This window comes from Lelliottia sp. WB101 (assembly GCF_003051885.1).
Taxonomy (GTDB): domain Bacteria; phylum Pseudomonadota; class Gammaproteobacteria; order Enterobacterales; family Enterobacteriaceae; genus Enterobacter; species Enterobacter nimipressuralis.
Genome location: NZ_CP028520.1, coordinates 2,305,512 through 2,323,830 on the forward strand (window position 1 = coordinate 2,305,512; position 18,319 = coordinate 2,323,830).

The 18,319-nt window shown below is 43.6% G+C and carries 16 protein-coding genes and 2 pseudogenes; 13 read left to right on the forward strand and 5 right to left on the reverse strand.

From position 1 onward, the window contains the following. Positions 1 to 66: 66 nt before the first annotated feature. Both DAI21_RS11110 and DAI21_RS11115 read left to right on the forward strand, forming a co-directional pair. Positions 67 to 1,257, forward strand: a complete 1,191-nt coding sequence (locus DAI21_RS11110) for a site-specific integrase (RefSeq protein ID WP_107703125.1) — start codon at positions 67 to 69, stop codon at positions 1,255 to 1,257. 123 nt (positions 1,258 to 1,380) lie between these two features. Continuing rightward, positions 1,381 to 2,010, forward strand: coding sequence for a hypothetical protein (locus tag DAI21_RS11115; RefSeq protein ID WP_107703126.1), 630 nt, complete (start codon positions 1,381 to 1,383; stop codon positions 2,008 to 2,010). A gap of 789 nt (positions 2,011 to 2,799) precedes the next feature. Here the strand turns inward: DAI21_RS11115 and DAI21_RS11120 are convergent. Next, the gene (locus DAI21_RS11120; RefSeq protein WP_234419473.1) at positions 2,800 to 3,549 is read right to left on the reverse strand and encodes a LuxR family transcriptional regulator; all 750 of its coding nucleotides are present in this window, start codon (positions 3,547 to 3,549) and stop codon (positions 2,800 to 2,802) included. 86 nt (positions 3,550 to 3,635) lie between these two features. Here DAI21_RS11120 and DAI21_RS11125 point away from each other — a divergent pair, with 86 nt between their 5' ends. The 10 genes and pseudogenes from DAI21_RS11125 (at position 3,636) to DAI21_RS23240 (ending at position 10,635) form a co-directional block, all read left to right on the forward strand. Then, on the forward strand, positions 3,636 to 3,866 hold the full coding sequence (locus tag DAI21_RS11125) for an AlpA family transcriptional regulator (RefSeq protein ID WP_107704242.1): 231 nt from the start codon (positions 3,636 to 3,638) through the stop codon (positions 3,864 to 3,866). 5 nt (positions 3,867 to 3,871) lie between these two features. Beyond that, on the forward strand, positions 3,872 to 4,729 hold the full coding sequence (locus DAI21_RS11130) for a helicase RepA family protein (protein WP_000055832.1): 858 nt from the start codon (positions 3,872 to 3,874) through the stop codon (positions 4,727 to 4,729). Continuing rightward, positions 4,716 to 5,477 (forward strand): hypothetical protein, encoded by a 762-nt coding sequence (locus DAI21_RS11135; RefSeq protein WP_000627836.1) that lies wholly within the window; start codon positions 4,716 to 4,718, stop codon positions 5,475 to 5,477. Before DAI21_RS11130 ends, DAI21_RS11135 begins: the two co-directional genes overlap by 14 nt. A gap of 687 nt (positions 5,478 to 6,164) precedes the next feature. Further along, positions 6,165 to 6,518, forward strand: coding sequence for a conjugal transfer transcriptional regulator TraJ (gene traJ, locus DAI21_RS11140; protein WP_000131725.1), 354 nt, complete (start codon positions 6,165 to 6,167; stop codon positions 6,516 to 6,518). An 81-nt stretch (positions 6,519 to 6,599) separates the two neighbouring features. After that, a pseudogene (trbJ, locus tag DAI21_RS11145) lies at positions 6,600 to 7,395 on the forward strand (P-type conjugative transfer protein TrbJ). Positions 7,396 to 7,406: 11 nt separating this feature from the next. Next, complete coding sequence (locus DAI21_RS23060) at positions 7,407 to 7,580, forward strand: hypothetical protein (protein ID WP_023308170.1); 174 nt, start codon at positions 7,407 to 7,409, stop codon at positions 7,578 to 7,580. A 2-nt stretch (positions 7,581 to 7,582) separates the two neighbouring features. After that, positions 7,583 to 8,973, forward strand: a pseudogene (gene trbL, locus DAI21_RS11150) (P-type conjugative transfer protein TrbL). 82 nt (positions 8,974 to 9,055) lie between these two features. After that, on the forward strand, positions 9,056 to 9,490 hold the full coding sequence (locus tag DAI21_RS11155; protein ID WP_107703127.1) for a HigA family addiction module antitoxin: 435 nt from the start codon (positions 9,056 to 9,058) through the stop codon (positions 9,488 to 9,490). 157 nt (positions 9,491 to 9,647) lie between these two features. Beyond that, positions 9,648 to 10,037: a PIN domain-containing protein gene (locus DAI21_RS23235; RefSeq protein ID WP_234419474.1), complete on the forward strand. Its 390-nt coding sequence runs from the start codon at positions 9,648 to 9,650 to the stop codon at positions 10,035 to 10,037. Positions 10,038 to 10,068: 31 nt separating this feature from the next. Then, positions 10,069 to 10,635 carry a hypothetical protein gene (locus tag DAI21_RS23240; RefSeq protein ID WP_234419475.1) on the forward strand — a complete coding sequence of 189 codons (567 nt, stop codon included), beginning with the start codon at positions 10,069 to 10,071 and terminating at the stop codon, positions 10,633 to 10,635. 143 nt (positions 10,636 to 10,778) lie between these two features. On the opposite strand, the gene DAI21_RS11165 is transcribed toward DAI21_RS23240, so the two are convergent. Together DAI21_RS11165 and DAI21_RS11170 are read right to left on the reverse strand one after the other, a co-directional pair. Then, the gene (locus DAI21_RS11165; protein WP_107703128.1) at positions 10,779 to 11,984 is read right to left on the reverse strand and encodes an IS91 family transposase; all 1,206 of its coding nucleotides are present in this window, start codon (positions 11,982 to 11,984) and stop codon (positions 10,779 to 10,781) included. 107 nt (positions 11,985 to 12,091) lie between these two features. After that, positions 12,092 to 13,723: a hypothetical protein gene (locus DAI21_RS11170; protein WP_159075413.1), complete on the reverse strand. Its 1,632-nt coding sequence runs from the start codon at positions 13,721 to 13,723 to the stop codon at positions 12,092 to 12,094. Between the two features lie 371 nt (positions 13,724 to 14,094). On the opposite strand from DAI21_RS11170, the gene DAI21_RS11180 reads away from it, so the two are divergent. Continuing rightward, positions 14,095 to 16,203: an SEC-C metal-binding domain-containing protein gene (locus tag DAI21_RS11180; protein ID WP_199908219.1), complete on the forward strand. Its 2,109-nt coding sequence runs from the start codon at positions 14,095 to 14,097 to the stop codon at positions 16,201 to 16,203. A gap of 454 nt (positions 16,204 to 16,657) precedes the next feature. Here the strand turns inward: DAI21_RS11180 and DAI21_RS23245 are convergent, their stop codons facing one another. Next, on the reverse strand, positions 16,658 to 17,338 hold the full coding sequence (locus DAI21_RS23245; RefSeq protein ID WP_107703131.1) for a hypothetical protein: 681 nt from the start codon (positions 17,336 to 17,338) through the stop codon (positions 16,658 to 16,660). Positions 17,339 to 17,458: 120 nt separating this feature from the next. After that, on the reverse strand, positions 17,459 to 18,307 hold the full coding sequence (locus DAI21_RS11190) for an FRG domain-containing protein (RefSeq protein WP_107703132.1): 849 nt from the start codon (positions 18,305 to 18,307) through the stop codon (positions 17,459 to 17,461). Positions 18,308 to 18,319: the final 12 nt, after the last annotated feature.

The window sequence follows — 18,319 nt, forward strand, 5'->3', positions numbered from 1 at the left end:
AGAGTTAAACAACTTTTCTGGATTTTTTACAACATGGTATTTTTTGATAAAGGAAAACAATAAACCATGTTGACTGACACTAGGCTGCGTCACCTTAAGCCGAAGGAGAAACTCTATAAAGTTAATGACCGTGATGGTCTGTATGTTGCGGTCACTCCGGCTGGAACGATCTCATTTCGTTATAACTATTCAATAAACGGAAGACAGGAGACCGTTACTTTTGGCCGCTATGGTGTGGGAGGGATCACGCTTGCAGAAGCGCGTGAACGGCTCAATGAAGCCAAAAAAATGGTTGCCGGTGGAAGATCGCCAGCGAGGGAAAAAGCTAGAGATAAAGCGCGTATCAAAGATGCGGAGACTTTTGGTGCATGGGCTGAGAAATGGTTACGCGGCTATCAAATGGCTGAATCGACGCGTGATATGCGGCGTTCAGTATATCAAAGGGAGTTGAAGTCAAAATTTGCGCAGCAGAAATTGACCGAGATTACACATGAAGACTTACGCGCATTAACCGATAACATTGTCGAGAGAGGGGCACCGGCGACAGCTGTGCACGTCAGAGAGATTGTATTGCAAGTCTATCGCTGGGCTATTGAGCGCGGTCAGAAGGTTGAGAATCCCGCTGATCTGGTGCGGCCTGCAAGCATAGCGAAATTTGAGCCTCGTGACAGGGCATTGACGCCAATTGAAATTGGTCTGAAGTATCGGTACATGGAACGGGTAGGAACGACGCCATCAATCAGAGCAGCGGTTAAACTTTTGCTGTTAACGATGGTACGTAAAAGTGAGCTTACTAACGCAACCTGGAACGAGATCAATTTTAGTGAGGCATTATGGACGATACCAAAGGAAAGGATGAAACGACGTAATCCACATTTGGTTTTTCTTTCCAGACAGGCAATGGATATTATGATTGCTCTCAAAACCTTTGCCGGTAGCTCTGATTTTATCCTTCCTTCGCGGTACGATTCCGATGCGCCAATGAGTAGCGCTACTTTAAACCGGGTTTTGACACTGACGTATCGCCTGGCTCAGAAAGAAGGGGAGTTGTTGCCTAAGTTTGGTCCCCATGACTTACGGCGTACAGCCAGCACCTTGCTACATGAGGCCGGGTACAATACTGACTGGATTGAGAAGAGCCTTGCCCATGAACAAAAAGGGGTACGAGCTGTTTATAACAAGGCAGAATATCGTGAGCAGAGGGCTGAGATGCTACAAGATTGGGCGAATATGATTGATGAATGGACTAGTAAGTAGTTAATAATCAGTAAGTTAAGTGGGTGTGCTTCTTTTTTCTACGCTAGGAGAGCAATTTTAGCCGCTAAAATTTACTGAATCTTTACTGGTTTTATCTGGATTGCATAAAAAGGAAAAATAAAAGTGCCTGAGTTGTCTGTAATTATACAATGGATGAATCAATACCCTAAGACCGGCTGGCTATTGCTGTGTATCTATATTGCACTCGGTGTAGTTCGTCACAGAGTAATTAATGCTGAATCTGGAAGTGTATTTCGTGGACTACTCAATCTTAGGAAGCGCCGGCTAGAGCAAATGCTGACACAGCCATATTTGAATAAAAATGCGGTCCGTCTGGCAAAGCTTGAGCTTCGTCAGCGCAGCCTTTATCGGCTCACAGGCTTGTATAATTATCGGCTGCAGGATTTGGCTGTAATAATGTGTGATCGTTATGGGTTGCGGGCTGGTTATCTCAAGCCGTGGCGTAACTGGCTCGAAGAACGGGATGGACGGATTGTGTTCAACAGGAAATGGCATTGTTTTCGCTGGCGTCTTTTTCTGGTAGGTCAGATTGTAAACACAGTTCTACTAATATTATTCATTATGTATATAGTTTCTCATTCTTCGGTCGAAATGATCGCACCGCTTATGTTACTCTTCATGCTTGTATGGTGGTTTCCTTGGCTAATGATCACCTCGGTACCTACCCCCAGGTGGACTCGCGAAATGGAAGTCTATCTTGAGAAATTTAACGCTGAACAGACCATGGTTTAAACTGTTCTTTGTTACCATGCATTCAGAGTGAATTGTCAGAGTTTTGGAAGATTCCATCCTACTAGTATTACTCACAAGGTAATTCACATAATCAATAGGTTAAGTCATAAGCTTCTTGACCCTACATGAGAAGACGAATTTTAGCTGCTAAAATTTTGGGCATATTTGGACCTAAATGCCACCGACATGATTCTAATCATTAAGCCAGTACCTAATGAGTCAAGATAAGACAACTGTAAACGCCCCTTGGCTTAGACTTGCTTTCAGGAAAGCGAATGCTTTTTATGGTCAGGGACAAGTAAGGGGATGAGCCATTGCATAACCATAAAACCAATTCGTTCTATGTCATTACAGATCGGCTTCAGTGATTTACTGGTGAGGTCGTATCACTGTGATCCGTTTTGCATAACGCTTACAGCTGCGCTACAAACAATAAACTATAATACTGTATTTTCAAAATCATCAATTTGAAGCAGGGTAATCGCGAAAAACCTTCGTAAGTGGCTGGTTATAATTCAATAAAGTGGATGGTATTAAGACTTAAACTGCCACCATAATAGCTCGTGGATATACTATTTTAAATATAAAATTCTTTCCTCACAGACGCTAAGGCCTTGGACACAGCCTGCTTTGTCATAGTTGTGTAGTGATTTTTTTCTAAAACCTGTGCGGTTTCAAACTGGTTAAAACCTTGGTGTTTTAATATGATTATTTTTTTCTTAGTATCAGTGAATTTGGAGTCAACCATTCGTCTGGCGATATTCCTAAGTTTATCTAGATCTGCTGGGGTTAAAGTTTGACCCTGCATCCACTCATGAAATATGTATCAATCAATATATTCCCTGTGTTTGCGTTAGCTTTATGAGGTTTAGCGCATTGCCGTCTAAGCCTTATTAATTCTTTATTGAACTGTTCGAGAGACCGCTTTCCTTGTCTGTATTTGGGATTCCATAGACCATTGGTGAGTTTGGGCCTATGGTCAGAACAATATCGATGACTAAGGACCTGTTTTTCATGAACGGGGAACTCAGTATCGTTAGCAACAAATTCTGATATCTCACTGATCAACTTGGAAAATTCGGTTAGATTACCGCAGAACTCGCAATAACCGAGCTTACGCTGTGAATTTATAGTTACTCCTTTTGCAGGAGAGGATTTCTTCGGCCGCTTGGATGCGCATTCACTGACTAATTCAATAAGAGACTCAATCGTAGCGGTAAAGCATTTATCAAGAGAAGTTTGTTGATCTAAAGTCAGAACGAAATTACGCAAAAGAAGTCTTTGTGCCTGTGCTACGACGTTTAAACCCAATTTTTTAAGTACTTCACTAAATCCTAGATTTACTCCAGAAATGTAGTCTTTATGACTTGGTGGCAGGGAATTTACATAATCAGCTACTGCTGGATCAATAACTTCCTGTATGAGACGCAGTATTGGATACCTCCGTGAAAATATGGAGTACGGAGAACTACGCTCTACAAATAATTTAATTGCAGCTGCAACTGTGAGGTCACAGCCTTCCCAGATAGTAATTTTCATGTCAACCATTTTAGCCAATGAATAGGTTTTAGCAAGTGGTAATGCTTGGCATTGTATAGGCCTGATTGGAAACAGGAGGAAGGCAGATGCAAACAAAGGCACATAGCACGCTCATTAACAGAAAAACACTTCTGGAAATGATCCCATTGTCAACCCGCACTATTTATAACCTTGAACAGCGAGGCGAGTTTCCTCGCCGTATAGCACTTACTAGCCGAAATGTTGCATGGCAGTTATCCGAAGTGGAACAGTGGATTGCGGATCGTAAATCAGCAATGTTTAAAGCAGCCAGACCCGGTATTGTTTTAGGTAGGTAACAGCAATGTCATTGAACATAATGGAAGCATTTGAAGCTAAGCCGCAACCAATTGATTACGTCTTGCCTAATTTGGCTATTGGTACTATCGGAGCGATTGTTTCTCCGGGAGGCGTTGGAAAGTCAATGCTGGCATTACAACTGGCTGTGCAGATTACTTGTGGTGTAGATCTTTTAAACTTTGGTGAATATCCAACGGGGTTAGTGGCATATTTACCTGTGGAGGACTCTGCAACCATCATTCACCATCGTCTATATTTTTTGGGAAAATATCTAACAGCACGTCAGCAGCAGATTGTTGCTGATAAGCTACTTGTCGAACCTTTGGTAGGGAAGTGTCCAAATATTTTCTCGCCAGGTTGGAGCAACTTGATTAATGAGATTTCAAAAAGTAGACGGTTAATAATTTTGGATACTCTTCGCCGTTTCCACCAGGAAGATGAAAATAATAGCGGAGCAATGTCCAAAGTCATTGGAAAGCTAGAAGGTATTGCTGCTGATACTGGGTGTTCGATTATATTTCTACACCATTCAAACAAAGGCTCTGCCACGATGGGAGTTGGTGATATACAGCAGGCAAGCAGGGGTAGTAGCGTCCTGGTTGATAATATACGGTGGCAATCTTATCTGGCGGGCATGACCGCCTTAGAAGCGAAGACGTATGGTATTTCTGATGATGTTCGAGGTCAATTTGTTAGATTTGGAATAAATAAAGCGAATTATGGAGAACGTACGCCAGATCGTTGGTTACAGAGACATGAGGGGGGAGTGTTAAGGATAACGCAACTCAAATCGAAGAATAAAAAACAAATAGCAAAAGAATGTATGTCTTCATTGAGTGGTGCAGAAAATGATAACTGGTAATAAAGTTACACCGACTAGCACAGCTCTGCAGGCTAGAGTCATTCTGTACCAACCAAGTCAACGTCCCTTGGCGCTGAAGGGGCAGTGGATGGAGACTAGTTTTGGTCGTTGTCGAGTTACCGGAAGACTAGGACAACGTCATGCGGATATTGTGGAAACAATGCTCTATGTGGCCGAGAAACGTCGAGAAATTTCTGATGGAGGAATCGAGTTATTAGTAGATCCAGCGAAAGTACGCCGAACTCTATCCGATGCACAATACAGTTATGATCGAATTAAAAAACTACTTGTTGATCTTCGTGTGGCAACTGTTGAAATAGTAACGCCAGATTTAGAAAAAAACGGTTATTGCATTCTAGGCGGTTTAATTGACCATGTCGTACCCTCACCAATGACTAGGCGTAATCCTCTAACTGGTGGTGAACGTAACCTATGGAGAGTACGCTTGGGTGTTGCATTGGTAATGTTGTTGAAGCGAGATTTGCATTTTCATCATGATCCAGGTCCTATTGCTCGTCTCCAGCATGGTATTAGCCAAGCAGTTGCACGTCATATATTAACACATAAGCACGATCCTAAAGGCGGCTGGCATATTGATACATTAATTTTAGCTGTCAGTGGTGAAGGTACTAATAATATGACATTACGTAACTATCGGCGGAGATTAAAAGAAGATAGCAAACAATTTCTAGCGATTGGCATTGAGATACAAAATTCTAGGATAAAACGAGCTACAACGGCCCGGTAGCGTGTCGTTACGGCCCGGCGATGTGCTGTAACGGCCCGCCAGTGTGCTACAGAGGCCTGATTTTTTAACTGGTGTGCAGGTTATTCAGGATCAATCAGTATCTTCAGGCTTTGAAATCACCTGCCTGAGCAGGCGCTTTCAAATCTAGAATCGGCCAAAGGCCGATGGTTGTACGCCAGAAGAAGAGATTACTTACACGTTTGGTATATTGACACTTGAGGTAGATTTTATGACATATGAGGTACGCCCCTAGCTTTAGGCATAGGGAGGCAGATTTTAGCCGCTAAAATCTGCAATGCACATGCTCTGACAAGGTAAGTAAAAAGTGCATCAGAAAATAAAAGACTTCTTACAATATATCGAAACATAAATACAGTTGGTGGACGTCCATTTATAACTACTAAAGGTCATTTTCAAAAGGGAGGAATATAGTTTCCTTGCAAAAAACACATTTGCTGCAGAAATTTACTCGAGTAATCCTATATTAATACGCTAAGAAAACACATCCTGTACACTGAAATACACATTGATGTGCACAGATATACTACGGCAACTGGAGGGCAGGACATGTAAAGTAGGCCCACCGTAAACGGTGCTTCTACTTTACCTTCCCTTATTCGCAGCGGGGCTGCTCAACGGGAGTCCTGCTCTGCGAGGCTAATCGGCTACCGCCTATATGGAGACGAGATGACTGACAATCAGACGCGGAAAAATTCCACACCGATCAAGGTTTACTGCTTACCGGAAGAGAAGATGCAGATTGAAGCAAATGCCGCCGCTGCCGGTCTGAGTGTCGCGGCCTATTTGCGTAAAGTCGGTATGGGTTACGATGTGGAGTCAATGGTTGATATAGAACAGGTTAATGAACTTAGCCGAGTAAATGCTGATCTTGGAAGACTTGGCGGATTACTTAAATTATGGCTCGCAAATGATCCTCGAACAGTTGATTTTTCACCCACACTGATAAGAACCTTGCTTGCGAAAATAGAATCAACTCGCCAAGAACTAAGGAACATTATGGATAAAATCTTGGATAAATAAATGTGTGGTTTCCTATATACCTGCGTCTGTTAAAAGACAGTGTGTTAAATATTACTGAACTGATGAAAAAGAGGTGAGCAAATGAATTTAATGTTCCGAGTGGTTTCATTAGAAAGAGGGATTTTAGCCGCTAAAAAAGCTTTAATAGTTCCTTTCGTGGCGTCCGTCATGGCATTACCGGTTAAAGCCGGAATTCCCGTTATTGATGGCACTAATGTGGTTCAGACCACAATCAGCGCAGTTAACAACGTTCAGGCTGTGACTAAACAGATCCAGCAGTACCAGACGCAGCTGCAGCAGTATGAAAACATGCTCAAAAATACCGTCGCACCTGCAGCCTATATCTGGGATCAGGCCAATTCAACCATCAACAAATTGTTGCAGGCGCAGGACACTCTTAATTACTACAAAAATCAGGCCGGGAGTCTTGATTCATATCTGAAACGTTATCAGGACGTGAATTACTACCGCTCATCACCGTGCTTTAACAGTAATGTTGAATGTACTGCAGATGAAATCAGCGCACTGCGTAAAGCAGAACAGAACAGCTCTGAGGCGCGTAAAAAGGCCAATGACGCCGTTTTTAAGGCTCTTGATGAACAGCAAGAAACACTGCAAAGCGATGCTGATAACCTGGCAGATTTGCAAACTCAGGCAACCGGCGCACAAGGGCAAATGGAAGCTATTCAGGCGGCAAACCAGCTTGCCAGTGCACAGACAAACCAGTTACTGCAAATCCGCTCTCTCCTGGTAGCCCAGCAAAACGCTGCAGCAACGGCTGGCACAGACTCAGGCAGATAAAGAATCACAACAGATAGCCGCTGATGAAAAAGCGTTAGCTGGAGAGAATACACCAAGCCCGAAGCGAATTTGGTGAGGAAACGCAGAATGAAAGATAATCTTTTGATTGTATTTATTCTGATCAGTTTATTGGCCATATGTTCTTGCGATAAAAATGATAAAGATTGTTTATCGACGCCAGATAATAAATTTGATGAAAATAAATACGATAAATGTGCTCTACGGAGTAATAATAAACCAAGCCCTAAACGAGAATGGTAATCATGAAAATAGTAAGTAAGCTCACCTTTTTAGGTATCATACTTTTCTTTTCTATAAATGCCTATGCTGGTCAATTAGATAGTAGCGGGCTACTTGATTCTTTATTAGATAAGTTTCAACAAGTAGCCAGTACATGGACAACAGTAATTGCTGACTATGCAAATTGGCTCTTCTGGGGGCTGGTATTAATAAGTATGGTTTGGACATTTGGTATGATGGCGATGCAAGGGGAAGGGTTGACAGGCGTACTTGCTGAAATAGTTCGCTTTTTTGCCGTCATTGGTTTTTTTATTATCTTTTAATCAACGGCCCATCCATATCGCAATCCATCATTAATTCAATGAGACAACTTGCAGCAAACGCTTTAGGAATAAGTACTGGTATTTCGCCCTCAAGTATAGTTGATATGGCGTTTGCAATATTAACCAAGGTCAGTTCAGCCGCATCAATTTGGTCGCCAATGATATCCACCATTATGATAACAGTCGCGATAATCGTTTTGGTAGTGATGTCCCTTATAGCGGTAAATATGCTAATCATGTTGGTTTCTGCATGGGTGTTATGTTATGCAGGAGTTATATTGCTTGGATTTGGTGGTTCGAAATGGACCTCTGATATAGCAATTAATTACTTACGAACTGTTTTATCGATTGGCCTTCAATTATTCACGATGACATTAATTATTGGGATTGGACAATCATTTATAGATCAATATTTTTCTCTTATTAGAGATGATGTTCCTGATCTTAATAGTCTTATCGTTTTGCTTCTGGCGTCATTTATCCTGTTAGTATTAACGAATAAGCTACCACTGTTGTTATCAGGTGTTGTAGGAGGGGCTTCTTTACAAGGGATTGGTGGATTTGGGGCGGGTATGATTACCGGCGCTGCCGCTACTGCCATCAGCGGTGCAGGAGCAATGGCAATGGGGGCATCAGCTCAAGTCAGCGGCGGAGCCTCTGCATTAAAGGCAGCGTTTGAGTCTGCGCAAGCTGCCATGGCCGAGGAATCTGGCTCAGGCGGTGGAAGCGGTTCCGGTGGAGGATTTGGCGGCGGGGAAGATACCGGTTCTGTAGATACTTCTGGAGGCCAACCCTCAGGCAGTTCCGGTGGTTCGTCAGCAGGGAGCAATTCAGTTAGCGCCAGCGGAGGAAGTCAGGGGTTTGCTTCATTCTCACGAGCTGGTCGCATGGCAAGCCATATGGGAAGCATCATGGCCAACGGAGCTGCTGAGTACCAGAAAATGAAGCGAAGTAGCAATTCTTCCCGAGCTCAACAGACTTTTGGAGGGGAGTTGGCGACTCAGATACGTAAACAAACAGCTACTCGTCGGGATAACCGCGAACATGATGATTTTGCCGGAGATAGCTTATCCGGCAATAATAAATCTTGAATCGCGCGCGTCAGTTAACGAGGTAGCGTGAGCTGACGCTTTCACTGAGCTAGCCTAACTCACGGAACTAAAAGGAAAAAATATGTCCAGGACTCCCGATTCACAGTTACGTATTGAGGGCTTTCGCAAAGCAGAGGCTTCCCTGAGACTTGAAGGAATGGACCCCAGTGGTACTGCGCTCTATGAGTCCATTAAGGCACGTATTATTTCAGGTGAGCTGACGTATGAGCAGGGGCGTTCTGAGATTTTTGCGCACTACACAAAATCAGATAACGTCGGGCCTGTGACAGTGGGAGAGATGCTGGTAGAGGAATTTTTGAAACCGCTGAACATGTCTCATGATGAATTGGCGGAAGCTATGGGTATCTGCAAGCAGTATATTGACGATATTATCTGCGGTTTGCGTCGTCTTACGGATGATGAGGCTCGCGTTCTTGCTGTCATATTTGGTACTGACGAGGATTTTTGGAGCAATCTGCAGATGTTGCAAGATCGGAAGGAACGACGGCAGAAATAATAACTCATATGCCATAATATCTGCGCAGCCCCTCAAGTGTCTGAAAGTAGTTCTTCAAGTCATAGCATCTTGAAACACCTTAGATTATTAGGTAACGATCTTATAGAATAAAGGTCTTTGACTTTCATAACTTCTGGGAGTTTCAATGCATCTAATAATGCTCGATACATGTGTTTGGCTTGATATTTCCTCTAAAAAAGCTGAATTGCCAATGCTTACTGCCATCGAACATCTGGTAGAGGATGGGAGTATCAAAATACTACTGCCCGATCTGATACGTGCCGAGTTCGAACGAAATAAAGATAGGGTGATTGAGGCTACGTGCAAACGACTTTCCAGTGAATTCCGAGTAATTAAAGGGGTAGTTGAGTCTTTTGGCGGTGATGGTAAAGATACTGCGCTCAGGACCTTGGATGATGTTAATCACAGATTGCCTATCCTTTCCGAAGTTAATCAAAATACAGTAAATCGTGTTACCAAACTTTTTGACATGGCCCACGAAGTTATAATCTCTCATACCGCAAAAATCAGAGCGGGCTATCGCTAAGAAGGCACCGTTCCATAAGCAGAAGAATAGTGTGGCTGATGCAATGTTAGCAGAGACTTTCCAGGAGTTTCGGCTGTCGCACATAAGTGAGTACGAAACCTTTAGATTTGTCACTCACAATGTGACGGATTTTTCCGGCAAAGACCACAGGCAGCCACACGACGATTTCGCAGATATTTTTGACGGCAACAGCTCTTTATTCTTTAACGCCACAAGCTCTGCCATCGAGGATCTGCTCGATCTTGAAGAATTTCACTATGAGAATAGCTTTGCTTGGGAGGACGAAACTCGTGGGCTTCAGGAAATCATGTCTGCGATGGACGAGCTCTTCGATAAAGTTTGGTACAACCGGCATATGAACATGATGTATCACCTAGATAATGGTGATATAGAGGTAGTACCTGCTGGCACAAAACGCCACGGCAATGATGTGATTCACGAAGATATCCTCGACCAAGCAAAGATTGCAGCTCAACGGGTCAGGGATAAATATGAAGATACTGGGCCTTGGAGCGACTTTGAATGGGGGATGCTCAATGGGAAGCTCTCTGCCTTGCGGTGGGTCTTGGGGGATGAGTGGGACATGCTTGATGGTTAGGAGACTGGAAAAGCGTTTTAAAAATATCCTGACCATCAACATAGTATTCTGGAGAGCAGTGATAGCGGGCGATAATGCCACTTATGGCGATAAAATGCGGTTTTCGGTGACTTTTTGACCTGACACCCATTTTTCAGGCGCACTTATCCTGCAGCCTGTGCCAGAAGCCATCGTTTCCGGTCGATGCCGTGCAGCCTTTCTGCCACTAATTCGGTCGCATGCCTACCAGCCTCTGCGCCGCTGAAGCGCAGCCGGTTACCGCACAGAATGCATTTGTAGGGATCTGTGCGCAGAAATTCCTTCATCAGCGCGGCGAAGCCCGGCTGCTCTGGTTTTTCCCGCGCTTCCATCTGCAGGGCGTCATACACCTTCGGCAGCAGCTCGCCCCGTTTCCGGTTGGACAAAAAGCCGTAGTAGCGCACCATTTTAAAATGCTTCGCCGGCACGTGGCTGATGTAGCGCCTGAGCATCTCTTCCTGGGTCAGCGTCTGTTTCCGGTGCTGCTGCGTGCGGTGATCGTAATAGTGGTGCACCACGGCGCCGCCGCTGTAGTGTCTCAGCTTCGCCGCCGATACCGGTGGCCGCTTCAGATACCGCCCGAGATACCGCCAGGCACCCCGGGTCTTTTTCGCGAAGTGGACCTTCCAGTAGCGCCCGTACTGCGCATCCAGATAGCGGCGCCACTGTTTTTCATCCCGGAGGTGACCATAGCCGGGCAGGCTGGCGGGGTTGATCTGGTCATAACTTTCCCGCAGCAGGCGGATGACGGCACCGCGCCAGATCTCCTCCACGGCATGCTTTTTAAAGAAGAGGTCTCGCCAGACGCCGTGTTTTACATCAAGTCCGCCGCGTGTGACGGAGACATGAATGTGCGGATGCTGGTTGAGCTGGCGGCCGTAGGTATGCAGGGCGCAGAAGATGCCGACTTCCACGCCCTGCTTACGTGCCCAGCGGAGCATGGCCCGGGTGGCGGCCTGAAAAAGCTGGTTGAGCAGGGGCCAGTGGTTGTTAAAAAACGGCCATAGCAGATGGGGCATGGTAAAGGTAATGTGCTGCCAGTCGCAGTCGGGGAGGATGTGGCTCTGCTGCGACACCCACTGCTCCGTGGCTTTGAAGCCGCAGGAGCTGCAGGCCTTTGACTTGCAGCTCTGGCAGAAAAAGCGGGAGTGGGTGCAGTCTGCCGATGCGCAGCAGTAGCGGCGAACGCCCATGGCGGCGGTGCCGCAGGCGAGCATGCGCTCTACGCAGAGTCGGGTCCAGGGCGTTATGCTGTCGCCATTCGAACCGAGATACCTGTTCCAGCCGTCATCGACGGTGAAGAGCAGTTTGGCAGGGCGGGGAATATACATGCCGCAGAGTATAAAGTCGGGCTCGGGACATGCAAACCCCCGGAACCGCGAAGCGGTGACGCTCGTCCAGCAGTGGCACCAGACGAAGCCTTAATGCAACAGAACCCTTATGGCCTGTAGCTGTCAAAAAATTCTTCTTGTTTTTCGACTATAAACTTTGCAACAGCAGCGTCAAGTAAGCTTGAGTCGTCATAAGATCTGTAAATTCTCAATAACGTTGTTTTTATGGATACTTTCTCTTTATCTTTGAACCTTTGATCGTAAGCGTAAAGTAAAAGATCATATATATTATAATCGTGCGACTGAGTCAAAATTGCTAAAAGCAACTCAAAGGTATGAATGCCAAGAGAATAAAAGCTTCTACTACTATCTACACTATTAAAAATCATTCTAGGCGTTATGTAAGACAGCGGGATTTCATTCATTGTTATGATGGCAAACATATAGGCATTGCCTTGTGTTATTTTAGGATGACGCTTTTGCTTTACTATCTTGCCTATAGATTTATAAACTTGCTCCCACGGTGTAAATAATAGTTTATCTAAACTTTTCTCTATAGCTTCAGTTTGATTATCACCAGTAAGTATTACATCTAAATATCTTGCCGATTTCACCTCAAGGGCAAGAAGCGTTTTATTCTTAGGACACAGGATCATTGCATCCGGTGATTTTGATTTAGATTTACCATACGAAAACTCAGGAATGTATTCATACCGACCATCCCCTTTTATAGCGCAGGCATCTCTACATAATCCCTGAACGTAATGTTCAAAATCAGCCCCGAAGTCCTTCATGAACCCTTCGTTTTTCCCTGAGTGAAGATGAACCTTATGAAAGAGATTATCGAAAACCAGTTCTTCAACAAGGCGCCCTTCAACGGGTAAATATTCTGTTGGCGAAAGCCTCAGAAAAGGTTTATTTCTGAAAAGACTATAGTCATTCAGGTTATTGAGAGTGGAGACAGAAAATTCAGCCCCTTCCCGAAGGTCGAAGGATACCGACTCCATGATGGATGTCAGTAAACTAAGCTCAACGCCCGTGTCATGACTGAACTGGTGCAGATCTATAACCCACTCTGAAAATTCCAGTACCCTGAAGTCTTCGGAGTTACGCATCATCCGGATCCGAAGAACTATAGCGAAAATTACATTAACGTAAGCTTCTACAGAAAAACCGGTGTCTCTTTCATACGCACTGACATAACTGGCGATATTCTTCCCACTGCAAAATATCTTATGCGCCCGATACAATTTAAACTTGAAATCATCTCTGGCGGTTTGAATGGCATTCTTTACAAAGTAAGTTCCAGTATCCTCATGAACGTCGTAATCATTTATATGCGTTAATAACTGATGCAGGGCATTTAATGAATCGCTGGCACTCATGCTATTTCCAGCCCACCTGTCAGGATTTTCACTGGAGAGAATCAGCTTCCAGCATTCAAGCACCTGAATCCTGCCATATATAAAACCATTGCTGAAATCACCTCTCTTCCCCGATAAATTCCCTAAGCAAAAGCGCCTGAACTTTTTTTCCTCATTGCTCAAAAATGACAATATTGAAAGCTGTGAAAGAGTTTCTTTACTGACCTTATTCTTGAGTATTTCATCTGCAGAACCGGGCTTACCGTAATATTCTTTATGCGATAAAAGAATATTCTTATTCGCAAACTCATCAGCACTGTCGTTTTTGCACTCGTTACTTTCTGACATAAAAACTCCATTTTTACCTGCATTCATTGATAAACCCTGTGGCCTGCTTTATCTGTTAAACCCACCGAGATGATTAATAACACTGTTTCCAGCCTCCCGCCGAAACTTTTTGGGTATGGAGCGGGCCAGCCACTTCTTAATCCCGTCCGCCGAATGCGTCAGCGCGCCGTCGGCCGGCGACTGTCATCGGACTCCTGCAGAACGTAGCGCCCCTACCGCAGGCGAGCATGTGCTCGACACAGAGGCGGGTCCAGGGAGTGACGTTGTCGCGGAACCTGACGAGGAACAGGTTCCAGGCGTCATCGACGGTGAAGAGCAACTTTGTGGGACGCGGAATATACATGCCGCAGAGTATAAAACGGAGCTCAGGGCATGAACACCATCGGAACGGCAGAGCCGTGACGCTCGCCCTGCAAGGGCGCTACGTTCATGCGATTGCGCAAATTTGTAATCGCGATAACGCCATTCATATTAAGGGAACGCTAAAGCCATCTGACATGGATCGATTGTTCAGTGATGAGCGCCTTATACGGACGGAGCTTACGACGTTGCTTGGTCTCGTGGTAAAAGGACCGTTGGACCTAACCAAGCAACCTAAAGCTGTAATTGATGGCTATGTCCAGCGTACTGATGCGCTTATGCAGGAGCTTCACAACGCAATGTCCTATCCAATCTTTGCTTCTATGTTTGAAGCGATAACGCAGGGAGGGGAGCCTCCAAACCCGTGGCATGGGCCAGGGATGCGAGAACCAATCTTTTACGGTACAGAATCAGCTTATGCTTTCCAGTATAGAGACTTAGTGCCAGAAAAATTTGGGGCGGATGATGAATGGCTACTTAAGAACAAAGGTTTCACTTCTGGTCAGGCGCGCACCATAGCGAAGACAATGTGCACTTTGATGGATGAGAAGGGAACGAAACTTCTCGCGGATTTTCGAGCAGATGAAGGTTCTCTACCGACTTGGTTGCCAGCATTCGAGTTCTCGCTAGACGAAGTAGTATTCCACAGTGGTGTTGAGGCAAATATAGTTCAAGCCTTCTTTGCTGCATTTCTCTTTTCAGGGCATAACGATGGGTTTAAGGAGGTTGGGGATTTCAATGAGGTCGCTGCCCGACCGCTCATACCGACCGGGCATGGAACTGTGCTTCTCTTTTCACATTACGCCATTTACGAGGCATTATACGAATCTCCATTCTTTTGGATGTGGGACGACAAGGCTTATCGCCCGAAAGCTGCTGAGCATCGCGGAGCTTTTACTGAACAATTTGCTGCACGCCGCCTATCTAGGGTCTTCGGCAGTGAACATGTTCATGCGAATGTAAACCTATATCGTGGTAAAGATATTGTTGCTGAGGTTGATGTTCTGGTCATATACGGAGATCGACTCATCGTTCTGCAGGCTAAGGCTAAAAAGCTAACTATCGCAGCACGCAAGGGCAACGATAACCAGCTAAAGGCCGACTTCGCTGCCGCCATTCAGGATTCGTATAATCAGGGGTGGGTGTGTGCGAATGAACTGCTTGCTGGAGGATGCCGGTTGGTGGATGACAACAAGAAAGACATAGCTCTTCCGACTAGCATCAAAGATATCTTTTTGTTCAGCCTTGTGTCGGAGCACTATCCTGCACTTGCCTTTCAGGCAAGTCAGTCATTGAAATTCCAGACCACCAATGTCATCCGTCCTCCGTTCGTAATGGACGTTTTCCTCCTAGATACGTTGACGGAAATGCTGGCAACGCCATTGCGTTTTCTTAGCTATGTGAAATTAAGAGTGGCAGTATCGGATAAGTTGATGAGTGGGCACGAGTTAACCGTGCTTGGCTATCATCTTAAGCAGAATCTCTGGCTAGATGAAAAATACGACCTAGTGATGCTTGAAGATTCAGTAGCACAAGATTTAGATGCGGCGATGTTAGTTCGCAGGGATAATCTTCAAGGTGATTATACCCCGGCAGGCATACTCACGAAAATGCGACGAACACGTTATGAGGACTTGATTAAAGAAATAGAGAATAGAGCAGACCCGGCAACACTTGAACTCGGGTTCCACTTGCTTTCAATGAATGAGGATGCTTGTAGAAATGTTCACCGCATACTTGAAACTATCATGCGGAAAGCGCAGTTCGATGGTAAGCGGCATGATGTTACTCTTGCCTCGAGCACTCCACCTTGTGGAGTCAGCTTTCATTGTAATCCAAGGACATCTCATGAAGCGATTGCTGTGTTGGAAGCTCACTGTGCAAAACGCAAGTATCAGCAACAGGCAGCTCAATGGTTTGGCGTTTCTGTAAGTCCGAATGGGCAAGTCCAGTTCGGCGTGACGTTGGATTATCCATGGGTGGCGTCTGACGAAATGGAACGACTTACAGCTGACATGAAGCCGGCAACTAGAGTAAGTGATGCTCTTCCTCAATTTTTACGAGAAGGTTGGCGAATGAAGCTTGGGCGAAATGAACCGTGTCACTGCGGAAGTGGAATCAAGTACAAAAAATGCTGTTTAAAATAGGTTGGTAGAATATGAGTTTTTAATTTTTATTAATTGTGATTTGACTTTTAACTATTTTAATTTAAATTTAAATTTAAATTTTATTTTATTGTTGATGTTTTTGGTAAGGTGATTTTCCATTAAGGTGTGCTTGGTTATGATAGGCAGATGAAATACATCTTAGTTTGCGTATTCTCGTGTTTTTGTGGGGCTTTAGGTATAACTGAAAGTATCGCGTGAATTTTTTGTGCATTCTTAATTAACATCTTTGATATCATGAATTAAATAAAGTGTATTGTTGTGAATTAATTGATCTGCCAATTTACGAAAAAATTTGAATGTGTTTTCATACTGTTTATGATTTGATTGGTTGAAAGTTATAAGGTGTAAAAACAGTCTTTATAATGGTGGTGAGGACTGACAAAATATATGTTGATATATTTTGCCAGTTTCTGCACGGTATTATCAATATCGATTAGGAGTATCTCATTATAGAAACGACATTGAAGTTACAATAAAAATTCATCTGAATAATCACTTGTTGGAACTCATCTTCTTTTAATAATTTATAATTAAATATTTCAGGGTTATCACCTTCAGAGGGCACGCTAGTTAAAAACTTATCGACCATTTGACCAAGGTTTTGAATTTTATCGTTAACCTCAACACTGTCTTCATTTGATAAATCTACCAAGCCACTAGTAATAACTTGAATGTCACCAATGAATGTTTCTCTAAATTTATGGTAATACAAAGCATGGGAAATATGTTTAATTGCAGAGTCAAATCGCTCACGATCTATTTCTATAGCAGTTGTATGAATAATTTCACCATCTTTTTCTTTTAAGATAACAGGCGTACTTTTCTTGGTGAATTCTGTAAATACATGGGGGGACCGATTTATCGCTCTCATGATTTTCGTGCCGAATTGCTTCTGAGCAAGTTCATTTGAAATGATATTTACAGCTAAGAAAAACAAAAGATACATATCATCTTTTGATTTTTGCGTATTATGCTGTTCACAAGAAGGTACAGTTATAAGGTTTTTTTTATAATCCTCTCCATCAGGAATGTCTTTTTTTTCAGGAAATATACATTTTGGAGGAACATGCTCATTTGTAGTTCCTTCAGAGTCACACATATAGCACTTTTCCATACGACCTCTTTTATTGATAACATCGAAAACAGTAGCACTAAGTACGATGTCGTAATATATAAATAATTTAAAAATACCAAACTGAATCGTTGAACGTCCATTCGTTTACTTTGTCATTAATTAAGCACCCACTGAATGAACAACGCCAATTACTTTATCACGAGGGTCAAATGTAACCCCAGATTGTAGGAGAATTTTGTAACCATTGTCATAAAATGCTGGAGGGAACAGGGAGTGAATACCTACAGTATGCCCATTTCCTAACCAGTCAAATGCCTTCTCTAGCGGGATTCTTACAACACCTCTTATTTGTCGAGAATAATCTAATGGACGCCCTATACCCTCAGAACCTTTACAACGAAACAATAAACCATGCTGGGCATGCGGTCTTAAGAAATACGATGGCGCAGCTATTCTTAAATCAACTAACTCAGTATTTGGACCATGCCAATATCCAGGTTTAGCCTTCGTGCGATAATCTAAATCTGCACCTATAAGATAGATATATGCATATTTATTATTATCATTAATTATTCTCTTTTGAAAATGTATGAAATGACCATCTCGAGTACACTTTGCCTCATAGCATGCAAACCATAATGCAACCCAAATGTTATCAACGATATCAAGCCAAGTTGTTTGCAATCCATAATGTTGTAACAGCGGTTCGGCTGCATAATCACCGAATCTTGAAAATATATTACATGCTTCGCGATATTCATTTATCTTGGCATTCATCCTGGTTTCACGATTATATTTCGCAGAGTCAGAATCAATATTTCTATACAAGGAAGGGCGTAGGCTAGGATATATAAATCCTTGCCCTCTAAAATAAATGCCTTCAAGCGAGTTATGTTTTAAATAGCCAGCAGCCATTATTAAGGCGTGAGACTCTTCTACATCTAAGATTTTAAAGTTATTCTCATGTATCCATCTCGAACCGACAATATTAACATTTTCAAATGCCATTGGTAATCCTAT